This window comes from Vibrio sp. 10N.222.52.C12 (genome assembly GCF_041474215.1).
Taxonomy (GTDB): domain Bacteria; phylum Pseudomonadota; class Gammaproteobacteria; order Enterobacterales; family Vibrionaceae; genus Vibrio; species Vibrio crassostreae_C.
In genome coordinates this window covers 1-22,507 of the sequence record NZ_JBFRTR010000155.1, presented here as the reverse complement: position 1 = coordinate 22,507, position 22,507 = coordinate 1, and the positions used below count along the sequence as shown (strand labels likewise).

At 41.5% G+C, this 22,507-nt stretch carries 18 protein-coding genes; 2 read left to right on the top strand and 16 right to left on the bottom strand.

What is annotated here, in order from left to right:
- The 16 genes from AB4623_RS22155 to AB4623_RS22080 all read right to left on the bottom strand — a co-directional run bounded on the left by AB4623_RS22155 (position 1) and on the right by AB4623_RS22080 (position 20,516).
- On the bottom strand, positions 1-840 hold the full coding sequence (locus tag AB4623_RS22155; protein WP_017061348.1) for an ExeA family protein: 840 nt from the start codon (positions 838-840) through the stop codon (positions 1-3).
- A 53-nt stretch (positions 841-893) separates the two neighbouring features.
- Positions 894-2,531, bottom strand: coding sequence for a pilus (MSHA type) biogenesis protein MshL (mshL, locus tag AB4623_RS22150; RefSeq protein WP_017065932.1), 1,638 nt, complete (start codon positions 2,529-2,531; stop codon positions 894-896).
- 15 nt (positions 2,532-2,546) lie between these two features.
- Positions 2,547-2,879 (bottom strand): hypothetical protein, encoded by a 333-nt coding sequence (locus tag AB4623_RS22145; RefSeq protein ID WP_017061346.1) that lies wholly within the window; start codon positions 2,877-2,879, stop codon positions 2,547-2,549.
- Positions 2,872-3,519, bottom strand: a complete 648-nt coding sequence (gene pilO / locus AB4623_RS22140) for a type 4a pilus biogenesis protein PilO (RefSeq protein WP_017061345.1) — start codon at positions 3,517-3,519, stop codon at positions 2,872-2,874. Before pilO ends, AB4623_RS22145 begins: the two co-directional genes overlap by 8 nt.
- Entirely contained in the window at positions 3,519-4,961 is a 1,443-nt protein-coding gene (locus AB4623_RS22135; protein ID WP_017065934.1) for an MSHA biogenesis protein MshI, read from the bottom strand. Before AB4623_RS22135 ends, pilO begins: the two co-directional genes overlap by 1 nt.
- A 2-nt stretch (positions 4,962-4,963) precedes the next feature.
- Positions 4,964-6,979 carry an RNase E specificity factor CsrD gene (csrD, locus tag AB4623_RS22130; protein WP_229648293.1) on the bottom strand — a complete coding sequence of 672 codons (2,016 nt, stop codon included), beginning with the start codon at positions 6,977-6,979 and terminating at the stop codon, positions 4,964-4,966.
- 374 nt (positions 6,980-7,353) lie between these two features.
- The gene (locus tag AB4623_RS22125; protein ID WP_372147384.1) at positions 7,354-8,286 is read right to left on the bottom strand and encodes a hypothetical protein; all 933 of its coding nucleotides are present in this window, start codon (positions 8,284-8,286) and stop codon (positions 7,354-7,356) included.
- A gap of 24 nt (positions 8,287-8,310) precedes the next feature.
- Positions 8,311-10,713, bottom strand: coding sequence for an EcoAI/FtnUII family type I restriction enzme subunit R (gene hsdR / locus AB4623_RS22120; RefSeq protein WP_372147383.1), 2,403 nt, complete (start codon positions 10,711-10,713; stop codon positions 8,311-8,313).
- Between the two features lie 25 nt (positions 10,714-10,738).
- Positions 10,739-11,959, bottom strand: a complete 1,221-nt coding sequence (locus AB4623_RS22115) for a restriction endonuclease subunit S (protein ID WP_372147382.1) — start codon at positions 11,957-11,959, stop codon at positions 10,739-10,741.
- Positions 11,959-13,407, bottom strand: a complete 1,449-nt coding sequence (locus AB4623_RS22110; protein ID WP_372147381.1) for an N-6 DNA methylase — start codon at positions 13,405-13,407, stop codon at positions 11,959-11,961. The genes AB4623_RS22115 and AB4623_RS22110 overlap by 1 nt, the downstream gene beginning before the upstream one ends.
- A gap of 80 nt (positions 13,408-13,487) precedes the next feature.
- Positions 13,488-14,069 (bottom strand): recombinase family protein, encoded by a 582-nt coding sequence (locus tag AB4623_RS22105; RefSeq protein WP_372147380.1) that lies wholly within the window; start codon positions 14,067-14,069, stop codon positions 13,488-13,490.
- Positions 14,070-14,248: 179 nt separating this feature from the next.
- Positions 14,249-14,659, bottom strand: a complete 411-nt coding sequence (locus tag AB4623_RS22100; RefSeq protein WP_372147379.1) for a hypothetical protein — start codon at positions 14,657-14,659, stop codon at positions 14,249-14,251.
- Positions 14,652-16,820, bottom strand: coding sequence for a hypothetical protein (locus AB4623_RS22095; protein WP_372147378.1), 2,169 nt, complete (start codon positions 16,818-16,820; stop codon positions 14,652-14,654). Before AB4623_RS22095 ends, AB4623_RS22100 begins: the two co-directional genes overlap by 8 nt.
- On the bottom strand, positions 16,813-18,438 hold the full coding sequence (locus AB4623_RS22090; protein WP_372147377.1) for a site-specific integrase: 1,626 nt from the start codon (positions 18,436-18,438) through the stop codon (positions 16,813-16,815). The genes AB4623_RS22095 and AB4623_RS22090 overlap by 8 nt, the downstream gene beginning before the upstream one ends.
- A 38-nt stretch (positions 18,439-18,476) precedes the next feature.
- Positions 18,477-19,796 carry a site-specific integrase gene (locus AB4623_RS22085; RefSeq protein ID WP_372147376.1) on the bottom strand — a complete coding sequence of 440 codons (1,320 nt, stop codon included), beginning with the start codon at positions 19,794-19,796 and terminating at the stop codon, positions 18,477-18,479.
- A gap of 162 nt (positions 19,797-19,958) precedes the next feature.
- Positions 19,959-20,516, bottom strand: coding sequence for a single-stranded DNA-binding protein (locus AB4623_RS22080; protein ID WP_017061342.1), 558 nt, complete (start codon positions 20,514-20,516; stop codon positions 19,959-19,961).
- Positions 20,517-20,794: 278 nt separating this feature from the next.
- Between AB4623_RS22080 and AB4623_RS22075 the strand changes: the two genes are divergently transcribed.
- Together AB4623_RS22075 and galU are read left to right on the top strand one after the other, a co-directional pair.
- On the top strand, positions 20,795-21,442 hold the full coding sequence (locus tag AB4623_RS22075) for a LuxR C-terminal-related transcriptional regulator (protein ID WP_029235590.1): 648 nt from the start codon (positions 20,795-20,797) through the stop codon (positions 21,440-21,442).
- Positions 21,443-21,599: 157 nt separating this feature from the next.
- On the top strand, positions 21,600-22,472 hold the full coding sequence (gene galU, locus AB4623_RS22070; RefSeq protein ID WP_017061340.1) for a UTP--glucose-1-phosphate uridylyltransferase GalU: 873 nt from the start codon (positions 21,600-21,602) through the stop codon (positions 22,470-22,472).
- The last annotated feature ends 35 nt before the right edge of the window (positions 22,473-22,507 follow it).

Here is a 22,507-nt window from a genome sequence, read left to right as displayed (position 1 = left end):
TTAATTCCAACCCCACAGTATTGGCGTTTTAAATTTAGGCTTACACACATCGTACGTTTCATGCATAGCTGAAAAAAGATGTTGGTTGTCGATACTTTTCTTATCTTCACTGAACGAAAGCAATAGAGCCTTATGGCAAAGTTGGTTTATCAATCTAGGGATACCTAACGACGAACGACAGATCGCCTTTTTTTGATTCAAGCTGAATAACTCAGGACTGCCACCAGATTTAGCGATTCGATTATCAATATAAGCCACCGTTTCATCGAGATTCAGCGGTCTCAGTGTCGAACTAAATGTGATTCTTTGGCGAAACTGCCTTAGGTGATAAGCCTCTAATCGAGCATCCAATTCTGGCTGACCTAATAGAACAATCTGCAGCAGTTTTTTATCTTCCGTTTCAAGGTTACCAAACAACCTTAATGTTTCGAGCGCTTCATCCGATAGAGCCTGAGCTTCATCAAGAATAGCCACCACTCTTAAACCAGAATTGTGCAATTCAATGAGCTTATGCTGAATGTTATCAACCAAGGTTGCTTCATTATCGACAGCTAAACCAAGCTCTGTTGCAACCGCCTGGCGCAAGTCTGCCCCTGATAACACAGGGTTTGGTAAGTAGATCAGAGCTGTACAGTCATGTAGGTGATTGACCAACATCCGGCAAACCATGGTTTTTCCAGTGCCTACCTCTCCGGTCACCTTAATCACGCCCTCGCCCATTTCCAACGCCGAGATTACCGTCTGAATCGCTTCGAAATGAGGCGCTAAACCATAGAAGAAATCGGTATTCGGCGTTAAGGTAAATGGCAGTTGTTCAAAACCAAAGTGAGCTTGATACATACGACGACCTAGCTTAGTGAGACACTGCCACTCTATATTGAGAAAGTAAGCAATTACTCTTCATCAGGGAACCACTGCTGAAGAAGATCACGTGAACGCTCCAACTCATTTTGCCAAGTATTCACACCCACGATCGTTGGCTTAAGCAAGATCACGAGCTCAGTTTTTTGCGTTAACTGATTGGTATTACGGAACAAATGACCTAAGGCTGGAATATCACCGAGGAATGGAACTTTAGAGGTCACATCACTGGTGTTGGATTTCATCAAACCACCAATAACAACCACATCGCCATCTCGAGCTCGAATCACTGAGTCAGACTCACGAATAGAGCTTTTCGCCAAAGGAAGCTGCACCACACCCGTTGTAGAACCAAGGTTGAGCTCTTTCACTTCTTCCTCGACCTCAATAACGGCTGGGTGAACATGTAAGAATACGCTACCTTTATCATCTATCTGAGGGGTCACATCTAAGGAGATACCCGAAAAGAACGGAGTTAACTCAACCTCAGGTGCGACGTTCGCGTTGTCACCACTGCCTACCGCGCTAGATAAATCCGTCACGTAGTATTCGTCAGTACCCACTTTGATAACCGCTTTCTGGTTGTTTGCAGCTGTGACTCGTGGGCTTGATAGAACGTTCAGGTCACCTTGAGTATCCATAAAGCTCAATACCGCTTCAAAACTGCCATCTGAGATCGTTACGTTGGTTTGCCCGCCTAACAAAGAGCTGATCGCATCTAATGGAGGCAAAGTTCCACCAGGTCGATCAATTACCACACCGCCGCTGCCAATCGACTTAGATAAATTAGACCAGCTAATACCTTGTTGGTAACCATCACTCAAGGTTACTTCCATGATTTTGGCTTCTAGGATAACTTGACGCTGCAGGCGTTTTTGAGAAATACCTAAGAACTCTCGAACCTCACGAATTTCGTCAGGGTAAGCACGCACTGTAATCACACTCGCTTGCGGGGTCACGACAACGCTTTGCCCATCGCCCGAGCCAATTAAGTGAGCAACCGCCGCTTCAAGCTGTGGCCAAAAATCACTTTCAGAGGTCGTTTCAATCTCTGTACCACCATTCGATGTCGAGTTTGATGAATTAGAAGAGTTAGATGAATTTGACGAGTTTGAGTTCGAGTTTGAAGAGCTCGATGAATTCGAATCTGAGTTAGAGATCGTGCCGGTGGTGATCGTCGTTAGTGAGCGACCAGAACGCTTAACTTGTAAGTAATCGACAGGGATCGTTACGGTGCGAAGACCGGCAGGATAAACTTGAATCACTTTGCCACGCTTTTCAATATCGTAGCCATACATATCTTGAGCAACAGCCAGTACCTCATCTAACGTCACGTCCGTTAGATTAAGCGTAAGGTTTCCAGACACACTTGGGTGAATAGCCGCACTATATTCCGTACCTTTCACTAAGCTGGCAAAAAAAGTTCTCGCTTCAACGCCTTTTGCCTGAATACGAAAACGCTTAACCGTTTCCATCCCCGGAGACATCGAGTCAGAATTAAGCTGAGGCATAAGGTCATCTTGAACCGACGAAGGCAGCTCATGAAGCGCTCTGCTATTGGCTTCATTAATTGATTCGTTTAAAGACTCTTTAATCTCAACAGGATCTCTATGCCCCATCGAACAGCCGACTAAAGATGACACTAGGATTGCTACTACAAGTTTACGCATGTCTTCACTCTAACCTTAATTATTCTTAACATCTAAAGAGAACATCTCTAATTTCCACTGCTTAGAGCTTCTCTGCAGAGTGACGTATTCTGGATCTATGTTCTTAACTCGGTACCCTCTGATCGTTTCCCCTTGTCCGAGAATCTGACCATTCATAATCGCATAGCAAGGCGTATCTCCCTTACACACGATGCTTTCTAAAGAAGGCAAGCGATAACGAGTTGGTGCTTTCTTAGCAGGCGCCGTTTTCTGTTGAGGTGAAAGCCAGCCTAATGGCGCCGTGGGATCTTGCTCAGCCCACACAAAAGAGCTACTAAATAGCAAGGACAACAAAAGAGTTCTAACCACCGATAAACTCCTGTCTAGTACCTAATGTGTAAACCTCGAACACCAGTCGAGCTTTAGGATATTCTTCTACTGAGTATTCAAATGTGCGCCAGTAGTAACTCACAGGTAGAGACTCAAGTGCTTGAAGGTAAGCTGAGATATCAAAGTAACTGCCGGTTAGCTCCATTCTTACAGGGTGAAGAAAGTAGCCTGAATATTCGCTGGTCTCTTTATTGTTCGAAATCGCTTCTGGTTTTAATGACTCTAGCGATTCAAGCTTTAGTCCATTACCGGCGTTAAGAACGCTCTCCAGTAACTGCGACATTTGAGAAGGTGTGATTAATCCATCAACAATCTGAGAAAGCTGAAGAGAGAGATCTTGGCTCTCCACCAGCAGCTTTTTGTACTCTCGATTAATTTCTTTGTCTGGGTCTTTGTTTAACTGAGCTTGCAGAACAAGTAACTCACCTTGCTGCCTTTGATTCGATTGAGTCAGGCTGCTCGCCTTGGCATTTTTAGCTTGTAGATCGAGATACGCAGGCTCAACCAATAAGGTGAACAACAACATCGATAGGCCAACAAAACCACACACAAAAAGTAGCCATTTTTCTCTTTGACTTAATGCAAGAAACTTATCGCTCAGCTGGTTCCACTGCTGCATTATTTACTCTCCCGACGAGTACTTAGCTCAAACGTCACCACATCCTGATCATTACGGCCAATTTTTAGTTTTTCAAAAGTGCGTCCGACTAAATTAAGCTCACTTTTAAACTGACCAATCCAGTTCGGAACGACATTTGCGTTACGAGCCAAGCCACTAAGATCTAAAGTATCGTGGGTCATGTAGATGTGCGAAAGAGAAATGTCATTTCGGCCTAATTTAGCTAAGGAATTCATGACGCCAGAATACCCGACTTGTTGGGATTCGTCGTATTGTCCAACAGCCTTCAAAGCCTCTTTTTTAGCCTCAGTCTCACGTTTGAGACGCGCAACCGCCGCGACTTTCTCTGGAGACGGTTTATGCTGAGTTAACTTACTATTCAATTGGTTAACTTGCTTGTTAAGTTGATTCGAGTCTTGTTGCAGGGCTGTTAGCTCTTTATCTAGATTAGAAACTTGATACTGCATTGCGAAGTAACCACCAAGCATCAAAACACAAACTACTCCCCAGCTCGCAACAACATTGGTCAGCGTAAAATATTCTTTTTTAGGCTTAAGGTGTTCAGGGTAAAGATTGACCTTAAACGTCTCTTTTTCAGCTGCAAGTTTAAGCAACAAACTCTCTGAATTATCACGCTCACCTTCAACCAACAGTGAAACTGTCGAGCTCAATGTACTGTTTAAGGCACTTTGTAACTCTGCTTCATCTTCTTCGTCACAACAGATTTTAAGCTGGTGAAGCTGGGTGCCTTTAATTTGAGAAGAAAGGTAATCAATCGAGCGTTGAAGCTCTAAAGCGAGGCCATCTAACTGCAGAGCACTTGACGCAACACCCGTTAAAGGTGGCACAACACTGCGGATGGTTCTTTGAAAACAAACGGTATTTTCGACAAACGCACCCAATTTAAAGTGTGAATTGACGCTACGTTGTAAAAGAATGAAATTAGACAGTTCGCCTGCACTGTAACCCCAGATTTCATCTTCAGGAGCAACACCTATTAATTCAACCTGAGCCGAATTAGTGATATTCAAAAGCTTGTCCAACAGCTTTTTAGGCAGGACATATACTTGCAGCTTGTTCGACGTTGGTAACGCGACCGCACTCGCAGTAATTTCCGTGACTCTTTCTGAAACAAGATCTTTGAGTAAAAAAGGCAGTGCTACCGACCATTCACTCTCTGGAATGTCCGGTTTATCAATTTGGTAGGTTTGGTAGTAGTTAGCACAGACAATCAGTTGGACGCTATTACTGGTAAACGCCTCACTGCTAAGCGATTTTTTTAGCGCACTCTCCCAGTCCCCATTAACCACGGGAATGCTGGCTACTTGAGGATCTTGTTCTGTCGATGAAATATAAATGGCGTCATTGCCCAGCAAGACAACTTGCGAGCTACCTTTATTATTCGTTGGCTTTATTTTGTCTAAAATCGCTTTAAAATTCATTCTTAACTACTACTCTTACGCCATCGATTTCTTCGTCCAACTTTGACAACAGATTCCGCTTTCGCGGCTTTTTCTGCTTGATTAGGCAAAGGGATAATTTGTTGTTCTTCGTCGAAATATCTCCCTTGATAGCCGTTAATGCCTAACTCTATCAAGGTATTCTTTTCTTGTTTTGTCTCGACTCCAACGGCAATAACTTGAGTTGGAGAATCACCACACGCCCCAATTAAGCTGCGAACAAACAGTTGGTTCTCATGCCTTTGGTCGATTTTCTTTATTAGGCTTCGATGAAGCTTAATATAATTAACCTTCAAATCCTTTATATAGTGAGTGCTAACAATGGTTCGCCCAGCTTGGCCAACCACAACTTTACACCCTAAACCTCGCAACACCTTTGCCACCGGTCTCATATAATCAAGATGAGCAATCAAGTGCCCTTCTGGAAACTCAAACGCAAGCTGAGAGCGGTGTTGAGCAGAGAGCTGTAACAACTCACTCCTAAACCACTTAAAGTGCTGTTTATTAGCAAACGGGGTAACATTCAGATTCACTGAATAGTTGATAGGTTGAGTTGATTCTTTCAACGATTTCAACACAACCTTTAGAACCGATTGGTCCATTTGAGCTTGATAACCCACTTGCTCTACCGCAGGCATAAATCGAGACGATTTCAATAAACCTTTGTCAGGATCCTGAATTCTAGTAAATATTTCTCTATGCAATTCATTGACTTGACCAGATTCCGGCATAAGATAACACCGCTGAGCAAAGATTACTAAATTTTCAGGAAGCAGCGCTTTATCAAGTAATGTTCTCCAACGAACACTGCCTCTATCAAGCTCATTCTTATTCTCTTTCGGGTAACGGCTCCAGTTATTAATACGCTCTAACTGAGCACTCTTTAGTGCCGTTTCCGTTTCATCCATGATCTGGCTATGACGCTCACCTTCGGTATACATGGTCACACCAATATGACACCAGTTATCCGACTCTAAAGGCTCTGGCGGAGTTAGCTTATCTAACTGCCTTAAACACTGAGCAGCCAAGGTCGCAATATCTTTTGCGCCCTGATGAGGGATAAATACAGCAAAGTCCGCTTCGTAATAGCGAGAAAAAATGACATCGGGATAGCGTTGAACGATATTCGACAGTACTTCACCGACTTCAATAATAAAGCCGTCTGTGGTTTGCTTATCGTTAGCATCACTAACTTGCTCCCATTCGTCGATACGTATCAGTAACACACCGCCTCGAGCACCACTTTCATGCAGTGCCGATTCCAGCTTATTATCGAATAAAACTCGGTTTGCCGTTCCCGTGAGTTTATCTAGGAAAGTATGGGTACGAATAAAGGTATCAAAGCGACTTCGTTCTTGACGAGCATCTTGTAGCTCTTCAATCAATACATCTAAGGCTTCGCTTGCGGTATAAGGCCACTCTCGCTCATCTCCCTTTGCATGAGCTTCAACCTGACCGGCCAAGATCATTCTTCCTCGCTCTTCCAAGATTTCAGAACCCATGAGTTGTTCTTTCAACCAACGAACACCGCGAGCAAGACAGAACAGAACCAATGCGACAGCCAAAGTAATTGACCACATCGCTTCCATTGAGTAGTTGTAGCCAATATAAGGAGGAAGTGCTTTAAATTCGATTCGGTAGCCTTCATTACGCTCTAAAATGAAGCTTTTCTCATAAAGACGATTGGGATCAATTTGTGGGGAGGTATCTTTGAAACGATAAACGATGCCGGTCTTGTTCGAGAGTTTCATCTCAACAATATTGCTCGCCTGCAACATCTTAGGCATCCAACGCTGCATTGAATACGCGGCGTCAGGGTCTTCCATCTCTTTATCTACAACGTCGACAATGCCAACCAAATAATGGTCTAAATATTCCTGTCCAATACGCTTAAAGGAAAGTGTGCCACCAATAAAAAGAATGAACATCGCGCTGATCACTATCACGGTGACAAATGCGACCAATCGAGTGCTCAATTTTAGTGTCGGGGTATATCTCATGAATAACGAAATCCTTTTCAACTCACATTATACCGTATTGCTACTTATACTATAAATTGACGTTGTAAATAAAGCGTTAAGAATTGTAGGTAACAAAAAGCCGCGATGAACGCGGCTTTTTCCAATTTAATACTGTCTTTATAATATATTAAAAACAGGGATCAAAATGGAACTATTTACCACAAAACCAGCAAAATGATAAAATCTCTTTCAAATACAATCTGTTGCATTAAAAAACCGAAAAATTGTAAAGTTAAATGTAAACTCTACACCAGTTCTACAGAGAAAGTTGACATTAATAGCATCCATCAACAATACATTAACCAGATTCGTTCCCGTATCTATCTAGGCTGATTCTGTGAATCTAATCTATATTACTCCCACATGAGTCTATTCGAGTAAGGGTCTATGCTGGAAGTTAATCCTAGCGTTTTGTATTGATAAAATTCATAGCCAAAGCATTGCTCAACTTTAACTTCAGACACAAATTGATGCTCAAACTTGGAATCTATCGCCTGAGGCTTTATCGCTACCACTGGTTCTCCCTTTGCGGCAACAGATGAATAGAGCACTCCATCGCTATGGGTTCCATTAAGAAAAACAGCGCTAATCGCAGACGTTACTTGATATAGTTCTTTTGATCCTTGCCGCGATAAAATATCAGCAAAAAAACGGTCTGTAAGCTCATAAGCTTTGAGAAGATCAGAAGAAAACTTTGACTCCATATATTTTTTGGTCTTTGTATAATACTCAAAGTTTTCTTCGTTTAGATAGTAAGGTCGTTCATTTCGCCTAACGTGATCCCACACCCCAATCATTCTCAAGTTCAAATCACTATCAAGTTTTTGATGGGATCTGAGCACATTAAAACTGTCTAAGGTCTTTGCTCCAGCCTCAGACAATACGACCCTCAACGCCGTATCATCTTGCTTTATAGCAATAGCTCCATAGAAAATAGCCTGCCCTGTTTGATTTAGTCGCCCATAACTCGGAAAAGAATCTGTCGTTTCTTTAATATATGATAACTCTTGAGCATTACTAAAATTACCACTGTTACAAGGACGCGCTCTTAAAACTTCCAAATCCTGCATTGGCATATCTAAAGTCAGTGTTAAGCATCCCGCCAAGTAATCAACTTTGTGTTCTATTTCTATATTTGAAAGGCAACTCACACCACTGATATGATCATTTAACTGACTAACATATGTCGAAGCATAAAGCAACGCAGTCTGTCCACATTCAACCCCAGCTTTATAGTCAATAAGGTCAATTAGACTTTTTTGTAATACCACTAAAGAACTTGCCACTTTGCCCTCACTAGAACAATGTACTTATTGATACAAGTGCTTCTGAAAACCTAAAAAAGTCTCTCTAATCACTGCGGGAGAACCAAATAAATCCACTGCGTCTTTCGGTGTCTTGTACTTCAATGTCAGTAGACTTGGCATCTTCTTAGGAAGAAGTTCACCTTCTCCATCTTCAACATACTTACCTAAAATGAAGTGGATAAAATCTTGCTGATTATTATCGGTGAATGCAGTGTCAATAGTCGTTCTAGCGTCTGCTACACGAGTAGCACGAGATTTGGTTTCAGCCGCATACGCGACATAAGCAAGCACATCGTAAACATCACTGTTTTCTGCATCTATTAACTCTTTCATCGCACCAAGCTTTTCAGCATCATACCCATGCTCAGCTAAGTTCAATAGTAACTGTTCTCGCGTAGTCGCATCTGACCAAATCTCACGTAGCTTATCTTCGTTTTCAAAAAATTTAGGCAGGTCATCAAACATTAGCTGCATGAACTCATGAGCTGTTATTGGTTTATCCCCATGCCAGTACATTACTGAGCTGATGTGCTTGATAGAGCGTTCTTTACCATCGCTAAGCTTAATCTTTACTTTCTTTTTCTTCTCGCAAATACATGGTAACGCACCGCACTCTTTACATGGCTTAGGTTCAGTTGCCTCACAGGCACAAGGCTGCTGCCCACATTTATCACATAGCTTGCCTCCACCACGAGGTTTTGGCTCTTCAGGTTCCAACGGTTCGCCATCCCATTCTGGGTCAGCAAAGTTATAATAGGCTTTTACAAAATCATAGATAGTGAAATAGTCCTTACCATCAAAAACACGAGTTCCTCGCCCAACGATCTGCTTAAACTCAATCATGTTTTTACATTCACGCATCAGAACAATGTTACGAACATTTCGGGCATCAACCCCTGTCGATAGCTTGCGTGAGGTCGTTAAAATTGTGGGAATTGTCTTTTCATTATCTTGGAAGACCTTAAGATCAGTTTCTCCTGCTTTACCATCATCTGCGGTAACTCGAACACAATAAGATGGATTACTTGTCCAACCTTTATGTACTGCATATTCATTGATGAAGTCACGCACCAGGCCAGCGTGTTCTTGAGTAGCACAGAACACGATGGTTTTCTCTTTAGGATTAAACTTATCCATCCAATAATGCACACGTTTTTTCTCACGAGCAGGGATGGTAATTATGCGGTTGAAGTCACCTTCTTTGTATACGCGACCTTCTTCTGGCTCTCCATCAATGATGACACCATCACCTTGGGTATAGATGTATTCATCCATAGTGCCAACGATAGGCAACACTTTAAAAGGTGTTAAGAAGCCATCATTAATGCCTTCTTTCAAGGTATAACTATAAACAGGTTCACCGAAGTATTTGTAAGTATCCGTGTTGTCTTTGCGCTTTGGTGTTGCCGTTAAACCTAGTTGAACGGCAGAATCAAAATATTCTAGAACACCACGCCACGAACTTTCGTCTTTTGCACCACCTCGGTGACATTCGTCAATCATGATGAAATCAAAGAAGTCTGCTGGGTACTCACCAAAGTATGGTGCATCTTCCCCGTTTTCATCTTTGCCTGACATAAACGTTTGGAAGATAGTAAAAAAGATAGAACCATTCTTCGGGACTCGACCTGCCTTTTTTACTTCTTTTGGTTCTATTCGAATGATCGCGTCTTCAGAGAAGGGCGAAAATGAGTTGAAAGCTTGGTCGGCAAGGATGTTACGGTCGGCAAGGAATAGGATGCGTGGGCGGCGAGTCGCTTTTGAAATATCGCTTTGAGATGCTTTTGACCAGCGAGAGTAAAATAGTTTCCAGGCAAGTTGGAATGCAATGAAAGTTTTACCCGTTCCCGTTGCCAAAGTTAACAGAATTCGATCATCACCTTTCGCAATCGCCTCTAACGCATTGTTGATAGCGTTTTCTTGGTAGTAACGAGCCGTCCAACTACCACCCTTTGTTTCAAAAGGCACATCAGCAAAGCGTTGTCGCCATTCAGCCGCACAGCCAAAATCAGTAAAGGTTAATGCCCATAATTCATCTGGGCTAAGGTATCTATCAACAAGCTTCTGATCCCCTGTGATCATGTCTATCTCATAGATCTCATGACCATTGGTAGCGTAAGCAATCCTACATTGAAGACGAGTCGCATAGTCGATAGCTTGTCGCACACCTTCGGAGTAAGACAAAGACTCTTTTTTTGCCTCAACGACACCTAACTTTTTACCTTTGTATTCTAGAACGTAATCTGACGAGACTTTAGTGCCACGTTTACCACCGTTCATGATACGCCCAGGACAGATGACCTCACGACGAATATAGCTATGCTCTGTGCTACCCCAACCGCACTTGATTAACATAGGATCAATCAAATCGGCACGAGTATCGGCTTCGGTTCTTTGTGAGGTCATGGTTATCCTTTTCCTAATCTAGGCGTTATAACTCGCCACTGAATGCTTTTTGTAAAATTGATTGTTTAAGTTCATTGAGATTTTCAACTTTCTGAGCATAAATAGATTTAAGCTTATCTATCTCTGTTGACAAAATTTTGAGTTTATCAGCTATCACCCCTTGATCTTCCAAGCTTGGTTTGTTGAAAGTAAAGGACTGAATTTGCTTACCACTTATATGAGGAACTCCTAAACCTGTCTGTATGGAAAGAACATAGGATTCAAACAGCTTGCTTCCCATAAGGAAATACAAAAAATCTTTATTCATCTCTTGCTTGCATCGTAATCTGGCGACCCGTTGTAAAAGTAAACACGGAAGCTCATTAGCAGTGATTTGAGCGAATTTCATTCCTGCTTTTACCCAGGTTCGATCCATTGCTAACACAATGTCACCATCCTTAAGTAAAAATTTTTCAAATTCATTAACTCTGCTATTTGGCCAAAATTTCGCTCCATCCCAACGGAAGTAACCTTGCATGATGTTGTCACCACGCAATAACTTCACTGAGTCAGCATCTGAAACATAATCTTTACTTTTAAAAGCATTTCCTGTTAAAAGATCTATTTCATCACCAATAGTTGTTTCCTGCCAACCTTCACCTTTCTGGCTCAACACATTCTGTAAATAGCTATCAAACAACTCGCGAGCATTTTTTAGGTTTTGCTCTGCGTTCTGCTTAGCTCTATCGATATCAACAAACATTGTATCTAAGTTAGCTACAAGCTCTCTTTGCTCACTAAGAGATCGTGGAAAGGCTATCTCGAAGTTTTGTAATTGTGTCTTAGTGATAGCTTCTCTTGTTGCTCCAGCCCCACCAACTTCCAACAGACGATCTTTATAAACCTTCGAAGTTAACAACAAGCAGAGAAATTTAGGATCTATTACATCTTTATCGACTCGTATAATGGATACGTGTTGATTTACCCTAGCAGGCAAAAATGTATCGGGAACAACACAACACCTAGTAACTGATGCACCAGTTATATTCAAAAGTACATCTCCAGAATACAACTCTACATTTTTGAGCTTTTCAGCTTGTTGATCATCTATTAACGCAAGATCTTTAGAGCGAAATTGTCGATCATGCACATTCATACTTCGAATCAGTGACATACCTTCTTCTTTATAAGCAGCTTTGCCACCTCTAGGTGTAGCGCCACTCCCTATCTTAGAAGTAATATCACTCAACCTTTGACTAACCCACATTAAAGTAGTCCTCTAAGGTTAGCCAAAATCGCTTCACTCTGTTTATCTAAGGTAATGATTTCATCTATGATTTCATTTGGTTCACGAAGTGGAGTTTCTTCTTCGACATTCGGATTTTTGACGCTGAGATCGAAATTAGCATCGAGACTTGTAGTGTCAACAGACCAAGACTTCTCTGAGTTGGTCAACGTCTTTTGTAGTTCAACAAACTCTTTTAAGTCATTGTCATTTAAAGGGTTAGTTTTCCCCATCTTACGACCAGGATTTAACTCATAGAACCATGTATTTTGTGTCGCAGAGCCTTTTTCAAAGAACAAGACAACGGTTTTAACTCCAGCTCCGATAAAAGTACCTGCTGGGCAATCCAATACCGTATGTAGGTTACAGCTTTCCAACAGTTCTTTACGTAAAGCAACGGCAGCATTGTCTGTATTCGATAAGAAAGTATTTTTGATAACGACAGCACCGCGACCGCCAGCTCTTAGTTTTTTGATGAAGTGCTGCAAGAACAAGAATGCAGTTTCACTCGTTTTGATAGTGAAATTCTGTTGAACCTCAGCTCGCTCTTTTCCACCGAACGGTGGATTAGCTAAAATGACATCATGACGGTCACTATCTTGAATATCAGCGATACTCTCGGCTAGCGTGTTGGTATGAATGACGTTAGGCGCTTCAATACCATGAAGGATCATGTTCATGATTGCGATAACGTAAGCTAACGATTTTTTCTCTTTGGCATAGAAAGTATCATTTTGTAGCGTATCAAGATCTTGAGTCGATAAACCTTCTTTCTTGCTCAGATAATCAAATGCTTCACATAAGAAGCCAGCCGAACCTGCTGCGCCATCGTAAATGGTTTCACCAATTTTAGGCTGAACAACATCAATCATGGCGCGGATTAATGGGCGAGGTGTGTAGTATTCACCTCCGTTGCGACCTGCATTCCCCATGTTCTTGATCTTGGTTTCGTAGAGGTGCGATAGCTCGTGCTTTTCTTCTTGAGAACGGAAGCGAAGCTCATCGACTTTCTCTAAGCAGTCACGTAGTGCGTAACCACTTTGGATTTTATTTTTGATCTCACCAAAGATCTCACCGATCTTGTATTCGATAGTGTCTGGGCTTTCAGCTCGTTGCTTGAAGCCTTTTAGGTAACGGAAAAGTTTGTTATCGACAAACTCCATCAAATCGTCACCGATCAGAGCGTTATCGTAATCAAACTCACCATCAACCTTAGGCGCTGCCCATGAAGACCAACGATACTCTTCATCAATGATGTACTGGTACTCCTCAAACATCAGCTCGGCATTGATCTTTTTGTCTTGCTCTAAGTCATCAAGGTACTTAAGAAACAGCATCCAAGATGTTTGCTCTGTGTAATCAAGCTCTGAAGAACAACCTGCATCTTTGTGAAGGATGTCATCGATGTTTTTAAAAGTAGTTTCAAACATGTATTTTCTTCTTATTCATAAGGCTACACAGTGCCGTATAGCTTTTAGACCTATGCTATCGCATAGGAATATCGATTCGTTTACTCAAATAAAGAGCGTTCTTGAGGAGGTTCAACACCATCTAGCGCTTTATTGAGAGTTGGTCGGCTAACACCAAAGTGCTCTGCAACTTCAGTTTTTGTCACCGAATTATCAAGTAACATCGCTTGTGCTTTCTTGATGTCAGAAGCCGTCAGTTTAGCTTTACGCCCACCTTTACGACCTCTAGCTCTCGCTGCTTTCAACCCAGCTTTGGTGCGCTCAGATATAAGCCTGCGCTCAAATTGAGCGATAGCTCCTATCATATGAAATGCTAGTTCACCTACAGCGGTAGTGGTATCAATGCTTTCATTCAAGCTAATAAACTTGATGCCTTGTTCTTTAAAGCCATCAAGTAGTTCTATCAAATCTTTTAGGCTTCGTCCTAGCCTATCTAAGCGCTGAACAACGACAATGTCGCCTTCTCGTAGCACATCAATCATACGTTCTAATTCAGGGCGTTGCTTTGATTTACCACTACATTTCTCGATGTAGATTCGCTCGCAACCTGCCGACTCTAAAGCATCTATTTGTGAGTCTTCATTTTGGTCTTCAGTGCTAACTCTTGCATATCCAATTTTCATCGAAACACCGTAGGAAAAGGTAGGTTATTTTTACATAGATAACTTTACGAGTTTATTTACACCAAATCAAACAAAATCAGAACCAACATGATAGGTTCTGATTTGTAAATAAAATGACCGTTTTTTTACCAGAACTCATTTAGGCAAAACTAATGATTCTCTGCATCTCTAGGTAATCATTACGAATATCGATCTTTCTTCTCTGGTAATGGGGTATTTAACTGAGGTATTGATACACCATGAGCATATGCATTGTACTGCCAGGTGACAAACTGACTTAACAACTCACTGTTTTCTCGTTTCAAACGAGTATTTTCAGCCTCTAGCCTTGCAATTTTATTCGCTCCAATAGAGAGCGAAGCTGGGGTTTTTGGAGCTTTACCACCCCCACCTTTCAAGTGAATTTTTTTATCGTTAAATGCTGTTTTGATTCGATGATAACCTTGTATGGTTTGTCTTGTATGCTCTAGCCTTAATCTAGATCGCATCTGTTCACAAAGCTTACCCCACGTAAGCTTTACATCAAAATGCCAGCTATCAATCAGTTCAACGATGTCTGCGATGTCTTTATCTGATAAATGCTTAGCCACGTTTCACTCCTCCAAGTGCTTTTAGTCTTTCGAGAGCTTTTGGTCTAGTTCTCATCTGCTCTGCCGTTCCCGAATATGAGACTTCTTTTTTGGGAGCTTCAAGTTTCGGCAAACGCTCTTTACCATTAATATCTAACGCTTTATCAAGGCGTGAAACTTTGTCTATCGCCAACTTAATTAGTGAACCATCAGGAATAGAATCATCTTCCAATTTTTCTATAAGCCCTTTACAGCGTTCAATCGTAAGAAGCCGCTTATTCAGAAATGCCTCAGCATTAACCAAACCACTATCTACTGCTTGTTGATCTCCGCTTAACAACATTTCTTCATGCGCTAACTTATCTTTCAAACGTTGCAGTTTTTCGCCGTTTCCCTTTTCACAGATCTGCTCTTCACAGTTCACACAATCTCGATACTTCTCGCAAGGATTAAGCACATATGAATGAATACAAACACCAAACTCTGTAGTATGTGCGGTTATATTTGCATCGGCATTTATCTCTTGCAGTGTTTCAGGAGTAGCAACCACAAACTCGATAATACCTAAACCAGAATTATCATTGCCCGCCTTTTGGATTGCTCGGACTTTAGCGTTTAATTGCTCTGGGCTTTGATGGTTATAGACACGAGTTTGCTTAGGATCTGCGCGACCAGACCAACGAGTTAAGAGTGTGTCCGACATGCCACCGACCTTAGCCATCGTATTTAACAGATGACGTAGCTGATGACTAAGTACCTTCATTGATTGATAGTCATGACGCTCAAACAAAGACAATTGATTCGTCAAACCATCACCGTCTTTTGTTTTCTTCTTTGTTGTCGCTAAATCTTCATTTATCGTTCCAATACTTGGCATCCACAACTCAGTTGCACTCGTACCTTTAATGCAGTGAAACGCATTTGCCATCTGGGCAAAAAGCGCATCAGACCATTTTATTTTTATCCCTTCACCAGTCTTGAATGGAACGAAAGGAAAGCCCTCTGCTTCAAGGTCTTTTCGCACTATTTCATTCAACTCTGCCATCGTTACTTCATAGTGCTTGCGTACAATTCCGTACTTTCTCAAAAGTTGGTTACTTAATGTTTGACCTTTTTTTGTTTTAAGTCCTGTTTTAACGATAAATCCTCCCTTTACCTCTACTTCTTCGGTAAAGCTCGACACATCAAGCCCTAGAGCTAGACTCACCTGCTCTCTAGTGAGTTTCTGATTCAAATTAATATCAGCGGGGCAAGGAAGAAAGTTGACATTTTCTTCAACTAATTTTGCGAATAACCTCGCATCAGATGATAACTTTTTCAATCGCTTCACGGCTTCTTTGACAACATCCCACATACAGTCGGGTATCCATTCGACTTCATAGCCAAACCCCTTTCCAGAATACCAACGCAGACCGAGTTGCTCTTTTCCCTGCGCATCTTGAGCTACTTCAATGCAGTCAACATTTAAGTAAAATAGTTCAGAACCACGAGCTGGCGCTGCCATCAAGAGAGCAATGCAAGATGTAGTGAAAATATCCCGTGATGAAAGACTTTCCTCACCTAAAGAGAAGATCTCTGCAATTGCCTCCAAGGCATCATCACTGGGCAGTTTTTTCTCACGATATTCTTTACCTATATCTCCAACCTTATCAACCGTATCCTCTCCTCTCTTAACAGGATTTTTCCATGTAAATTGTTTGACTATTTTGTTCTCACAAAGAAAGCGGCACATAACCTCAAGCTCGACACCGCAATGATAAGCAGCTTGAGGGGCGTAATTTTCTCGTGCGAGTTGTGCAGCGTTATCCAAAGTAGCAGGCTTTAATTGAGTGATGTCTACAGTGCCATGTGCTTGTAACAAAGCCTGTTCAATAACACGAAGCGCCTTTGATTCATTTTTTGGCTTTGTTGGGGCATGACTCTGTTGGTAGGTGAAATATGCCTTGGCAAAAGGCATGATGGGGTCATCTAGTTCATATTCCTTGCCCCGTTTTCTTGCGTTTACGCCCAACTTGGTAAAGTTAACAACACCAGTCCAGTATGCAGAGTCATAGTGATATTCGTCTTGAGAACTCTTCACAGGAGGTAAGTGAGGGTATGCCTCACACAATTCGATAAAGTCAGCTAGATTCAATTTATGTTCAAACTCATGCTTTGGTTTGAATTTGATTAATTCAGACATTCTCTAGCTCCTTTTTCTTGCACTCCATTATGACTTGCATCACGGCATAAATTGCGCGGTCATTAACTGCGGCCACTGTTAGGTCATCGGTTATCTCTGCAATTCGGTCTCGCTCATTAACAAGCCACTTTAGTACCAAGTAATGCGGTGCATGACGCCACGGACGGAATTTGGGGCAAAGATAGCAGGCTACAGGGGCATTATCGAAACACATAGAATTAGTACCACATGAACCAATGTCGTCACCAACCTCTCGACAAGGAATGCGCGTAGCATCTGGGTGTTGAGACTGTGCTTCGGCCTCATTTTCAACCACTTTCCCCTTAAAAGCATTGGCATATTTAACCAATTGAGGACTCATTACATCACTGATTTTTTGTGCAAATTCAGGAATGTTTTTTATGTAGACATCCGCATGCTGCGTATCTGAGTGATCGAGAAGTGTTGCCACTGTTATTAAACCGCAGTGCTCTTTTGCAGCCCTTGTACCAAGCGTATACCTAAAGCGATATGCGTTAACATGAAGCTTTTTACCTGTGCGCTCGGAAGTAATATCAAGCTTATCGATTGTAAACTTCAAGACGGCTGTTAAGTAAGACGAAGCGCAATGGAACATGTCGGTATTTTGAAGAACAGGTAGTAAATCGACATCATCAAGATCACGGATATGAGGTAGGTGTTCATATTCAAAGAAAGGATATTGATAATTCAATAGCTGTTCAATTCTCCTAGTTTCACCATAACCCATAGGGAAAAGTGGAAGCTCTAACCTCTCTTCATCAGTTAAGAAACGCCCTACAAGACGTTCAGCATCAGCGATGACATTTTGCTTATGCTTCATGAGCACTTGTCCAATACTCTCAATAAATGCAGCCTTTCTGAAGGACGAACGAAAGCCTAACCCTCGCTGCTTCGCACGTGGGATACTTAGGTAATAGTACATCTCACCAAGTGGTGACTCTTCTGTACTTATGTCCTTAACCTTTAGAGAGGCTATTTGGATGGGTCGTCGTCCTGATGCAGAAAAGAGCTGCACGATTGAGTATTCTTCATCTGTGACTCGACCTTCAGCATACGCATGATCTAAACCTGCGATAATAGCTTCATGTTCAAGGTCAGAAAATGGCCCATCAATAGGATCAAATGAAGCGACAGGTAATCCTTTGTCTCGCCCCTTAAAACGCCACTTGTTTATTAACGCCAAGGTATCTTTCTCGATAACGTTGAAACCCAAAAAATCTGACTGTCGGATAAATGCTCGAAGAGTAGATGGTTTATCATGATCATTTTTGTCAGGAAATGCCTGCTTGAATGCCAACAGACCTATTTCATTGAAAACACATTGTTTTGTAACCTTGCTGTATCTAATTAAATGCTCACACATCTTTTCTGTGTAACTTGCAGACTTATTTTCAGCAAAATAAACCAACGCTTCCCTGATTTCTTCCCTCACATTAGAATCATAACCAGCTAAAGCAACCTCGACTCGCACTTTGACCTCACGATTCAACCTCCAATATTTATCATAAATATCAAATTGATAACCATTAAAGGACGTTGTTTTCGAGACTTCTTTAAGTTGTGTTAACTGACCATTTTGAAACGTAATTTTTTTCATATGGCTACCTCTTCTAATGTAGGTTTTAAAAAATTCATTTACCAAGGAATATCTTCGTCATAGTTTCCGACAATATTATTTTGTGATTTAACCCTTGTCTTTTGAAGCTCTAACCCCTTCTTCATAGCTTTATTATATTTAAAGCGCCTTGTATAAACCTTTGAAGAGTCAGAGCCATCTTTCCACCCCTGCAACCAACATCTCATATCTTCAACTTCTTCATAAGTCATATCACCAGCCTCAATCGCATCCTCAACAAGTTCTGAGAATCGGTCATTCCATGTATGCCTTAAGCCATGAGGTTTGACTTTAAAACCAACCGCATCACTAAGATCTTCAAATACTTTATTCAAAGCAGATAACGACATTGGCACAGCTTTCTTGGCACCATTTTGATGGCTGATAAATAAGTAAGGACAGGTGTTAGCACCGACAACTGTACTTCTGTAATTAAGAATATATTGCTCAAACATATCAGCTAATTGTGGTTCGATTTCCACAATGCGGCTCAGTGTTTTAACACGAGGTTGGTTTAATCGGGAGTCATTCTTATTATCGGGATCACGCCAGATATTTACTTCCATTCCAGCAACACCTTGAACAAGGTCGGTCGTTTTTATATTAAGGGACTCACCTTTTCGACAGCCAATCTGGAGAAGTAAATTCACAATTAACTGGTTCCGATATTTAACAGCTTCTTCTTTCCATGGATTGGTAGAAGAGTAGGGTCTAACAGTATCTAAAACTTTGATTTCTTGGGCGTCATCCAGCGATTGAAACTCACCTATCCCAGCCTTATTTTCTTGGTTGTTAGCGGGTTTCCCCCCCCTCTTAGCTATCAACCAATCATACATCCGTTCAGATTCATCCGATTCAAATAAGCTATCAGCTAGCCACTTAATGTATTTTGCCACTTCAGTAATATTGCTATAACCCTTAGTGCTCGTTGTTTCAGCAGCATCGATCTTGACACCATAACGAACCTTCTCCTTCTTCAGTGGCTTCAATACAGCGATGTTGTCACTCTTCTTACTACAAGCTTTAATTTTTACAGCTTCATCTAACTCTGATTTTTTTTTCTTAAGCCAGCTAGCGATCAACTCTACCTCATCACGCTTAAGCCAATCACCACGAGAAAAACGTAATTCCAAATCAATATTGAGATAATCACAAACCTCGAACAATAGCTTGATGGCATTGAGCTTACTTTTAATGGTGTTATACGCATCCCCGTTGTTTCGATGATGAACCGTTGAGTAAAGGGTTGGGTAAGTCATAGGGTGACTGTTTTCCGTATCAACCAAAACAGCCATTCTCTCCCCTGACTCATGTACAAATTGTCTAAGTTCATATTTCATACACAACCAAACCTTACAAAAATTAGTGGTAACAAATATCCAAAAAACAACTATAAAAAAAGCTTACAGAAATCACAATGATTTTTTGCAAGCCTTTCTTTAATTGATTATTTTACAAGGATATTTTTCTAAAAACCTTACAAATTTACTCTATGGTGAAATTTAAAATGGGATGTCATCATCAAAATCCATTGGCGGCTCATTATATTGAGGTTGAGCCTGCTGAGGAGCTTGTTGAGGTGCTTTTGGCTGCTGTTGAGCGGGAGCACTGTATTGTTGTTGCTGTTGTTGTGGCTGCTGTGGCTGACCCCAACCACCTTGCTGTTGGTTGTTACCCATGCCACCTTGAGCAGGAGCACCACCTTGAGCACGGCCGCCAAGCATTTGCATTACACCATTGAAGCCTTGAACAACCACTTCAGTTGTGTAGCGATCTTGACCGCTTTGATCTTGCCATTTACGTGTTTGAAGTTGACCTTCAATGTAAACTTGAGAACCTTTACGTAGGTACTCACCAGCAACTTCCGCAAGCTTGCCAAACAGAGCAACACGGTGCCATTCTGTTTTTTCACGCTGCTCGCCAGTTGCTTTATCACGCCATGACTCTGACGTTGCAATGGTAATGTTCGCTACTGCGCCGCCATTTGGCATGTAACGAATTTCAGGGTCATTACCTAGGTTACCCACTAATATAACTTTGTTAACTCCACGGCTAGCCATGATTTGCTCCGTCTAAATTCATAGTCTCAGAAAATTTTAGCGCACAAGAATAGCATGCTTTTCTACAGTGATAAATCGCATTCCTATTCTCTCCTCACTACAAAGAATAAAAACGTAACAAATCATGATATTCAGAGCGATGTTGCTTTTTTCTCCACTTACAAACCACTCATTTACTTTGATAATTGATATTCAACGCAAGTCACTATCAAGGCGCTAGAGAAGCTAAAGCCTGCATGACAACGTGGAATCTAATCCCACTCAAACAGGACGTTTCAATGAGAAAATCAAGATACGCTCGCACTTTACACTTTCTGTGCATCGACCCAAACGATACCTATCTACATGTAAAAGAGATAGAAAAGCATTTATCTATTGTTCTCTACAAAATGACACCCGACGAATTAATGCTAGTTGATAGAAAGCAGAGTAACCGGATCTTGCTCGTCGATTACAGAGAGGTACCACAACTACTGATTATTTGTCCTAACCTGACTGTTATGTGGAAAAATCACGAAATCATTTTATTCAATGTCCCCCAGCAACTTCCAACCTCAGAGCTTCTTACCTATGGGGTACTAAAAGGACTCTTTTACAACACTGAACAAAAGGACAAGATTGCTCGTGGTCTTCAAGAAGTCATTGATGGCGATAACTGGCTGCCAAGGAAGGTAACCAATCAACTGTTGTTTTATTATCGCAATATGGTCAATACCAACACCACACCAACCAATGTTGATTTAACCATTCGTGAGATCCAGGTGATTCGCTGTCTTCAATCCGGGTCTTCAAACACACAAATCGCCGATGACTTGTTTATTAGTGAGTTCACGGTTAAATCTCACCTCTATCAAATATTCCGTAAGCTTGCGGTAAAAAATAGAGTTCAAGCGATAGCATGGGCAAACCAGAACCTGCTTGCATAATCGACCCACCTCTTAGTCTGACGATAATTTTGAGGGAAGCTCTAGTAAACCATGGCTATTGTTGCTGAATTTTCTACATAACTTATGCTAGAGTTGCCCTCAGAAATATCAACCACTCAGGTTGAATCAATAATTATTATAGATAAAGGGTCTTATCATGATCAAAAAGTGCCTTTTCCCGGCAGCTGGCTACGGTACACGTTTTTTACCTGCAACCAAGTCAATGCCTAAAGAAATGATGCCTGTAGTAAACAAACCTCTGATTGAATACGGTGTAGAGGAAGCTATCGAAGCTGGTATGGATGGAATGTGCATCGTTACTGGACGTGGTAAGCACTCGATCATGGATCACTTTGATAAAAACTACGAGCTTGAGCACCAGATTAGCGGCACCAATAAAGAAGACCTATTGGTTAATATCCGTGAAACGATTGAAGCGGCAAACTTCACCTACATTCGTCAACGTGAGATGAAAGGCCTTGGCCATGCTATTTTAACGGGTCGCGAACTTGTAGGCGATGAACCGTTCGCAGTAGTACTTGCTGATGACCTTTGTGTGAACGAGCAACAAGGCGTGCTAGCTCAGATGGTTGCGCTATACAAACAGTTCCGCTGTTCTATTGTTGCTGTACAAGAAGTTCCAGAAGAAGAGACTCACAAGTACGGTGTTATCTCTGGCGAAATGATCAAAGATGACCTTTTCCGAGTTGATGACATGGTAGAGAAGCCAGAGCAAGGTACAGCACCAAGCAACCTAGCGATCATTGGTCGTTATATTCTGACTCCAGATATCTTTGAATTAATCGAGCAGACAGAACCAGGTAAAGGCGGCGAAATCCAGATCACTGATGCATTGCTAAAACAGGCAAAAGCAGGCTGTGTATTGGCTTACAAATTTAAAGGCCAACGTTTTGACTGTGGTAGTGTTGAAGGCTATATCGAAGCAACAAACTACTGCTTCGAAAACCTATACAAGAAAGACCAGCAGCAAATCGAGCTAGGTAAACACTCGACCAAGAAAGAAGCATAACGACTGGTTAATCACTAACGTTACTGATTTTAGAT

What these genes read in the sequence shown, in the direction of transcription:
- AB4623_RS22155 (WP_017061348.1), bottom strand. Translation starts at nt 840, where the DNA reads ATGTATCAAGCTCACTTTGGTTTTGAACAACTGCCATTTACCTTAACG.
- mshL (WP_017065932.1), bottom strand. Translation starts at nt 2,531, where the DNA reads ATGCGTAAACTTGTAGTAGCAATCCTAGTGTCATCTTTAGTCGGCTGT.
- pilO (WP_017061345.1), bottom strand. Translation starts at nt 3,519, where the DNA reads ATGCAGCAGTGGAACCAGCTGAGCGATAAGTTTCTTGCATTAAGTCAA.
- AB4623_RS22135 (WP_017065934.1), bottom strand. Translation starts at nt 4,961, where the DNA reads ATGAATTTTAAAGCGATTTTAGACAAAATAAAGCCAACGAATAATAAA.
- csrD (WP_229648293.1), bottom strand. Translation starts at nt 6,979, where the DNA reads ATGAGATATACCCCGACACTAAAATTGAGCACTCGATTGGTCGCATTT.
- hsdR (WP_372147383.1), bottom strand. Translation starts at nt 10,713, where the DNA reads ATGACCTCACAAAGAACCGAAGCCGATACTCGTGCCGATTTGATTGAT.
- AB4623_RS22115 (WP_372147382.1), bottom strand. Translation starts at nt 11,959, where the DNA reads ATGTGGGTTAGTCAAAGGTTGAGTGATATTACTTCTAAGATAGGGAGT.
- AB4623_RS22110 (WP_372147381.1), bottom strand. Translation starts at nt 13,407, where the DNA reads ATGTTTGAAACTACTTTTAAAAACATCGATGACATCCTTCACAAAGAT.
- AB4623_RS22105 (WP_372147380.1), bottom strand. Translation starts at nt 14,069, where the DNA reads ATGAAAATTGGATATGCAAGAGTTAGCACTGAAGACCAAAATGAAGAC.
- AB4623_RS22095 (WP_372147378.1), bottom strand. Translation starts at nt 16,820, where the DNA reads ATGTCTGAATTAATCAAATTCAAACCAAAGCATGAGTTTGAACATAAA.
- AB4623_RS22090 (WP_372147377.1), bottom strand. Translation starts at nt 18,438, where the DNA reads ATGAAAAAAATTACGTTTCAAAATGGTCAGTTAACACAACTTAAAGAA.
- AB4623_RS22085 (WP_372147376.1), bottom strand. Translation starts at nt 19,796, where the DNA reads ATGAAATATGAACTTAGACAATTTGTACATGAGTCAGGGGAGAGAATG.
- AB4623_RS22080 (WP_017061342.1), bottom strand. Translation starts at nt 20,516, where the DNA reads ATGGCTAGCCGTGGAGTTAACAAAGTTATATTAGTGGGTAACCTAGGT.
- AB4623_RS22075 (WP_029235590.1), top strand. Translation starts at nt 20,795, where the DNA reads ATGAGAAAATCAAGATACGCTCGCACTTTACACTTTCTGTGCATCGAC.
- galU (WP_017061340.1), top strand. Translation starts at nt 21,600, where the DNA reads ATGATCAAAAAGTGCCTTTTCCCGGCAGCTGGCTACGGTACACGTTTT.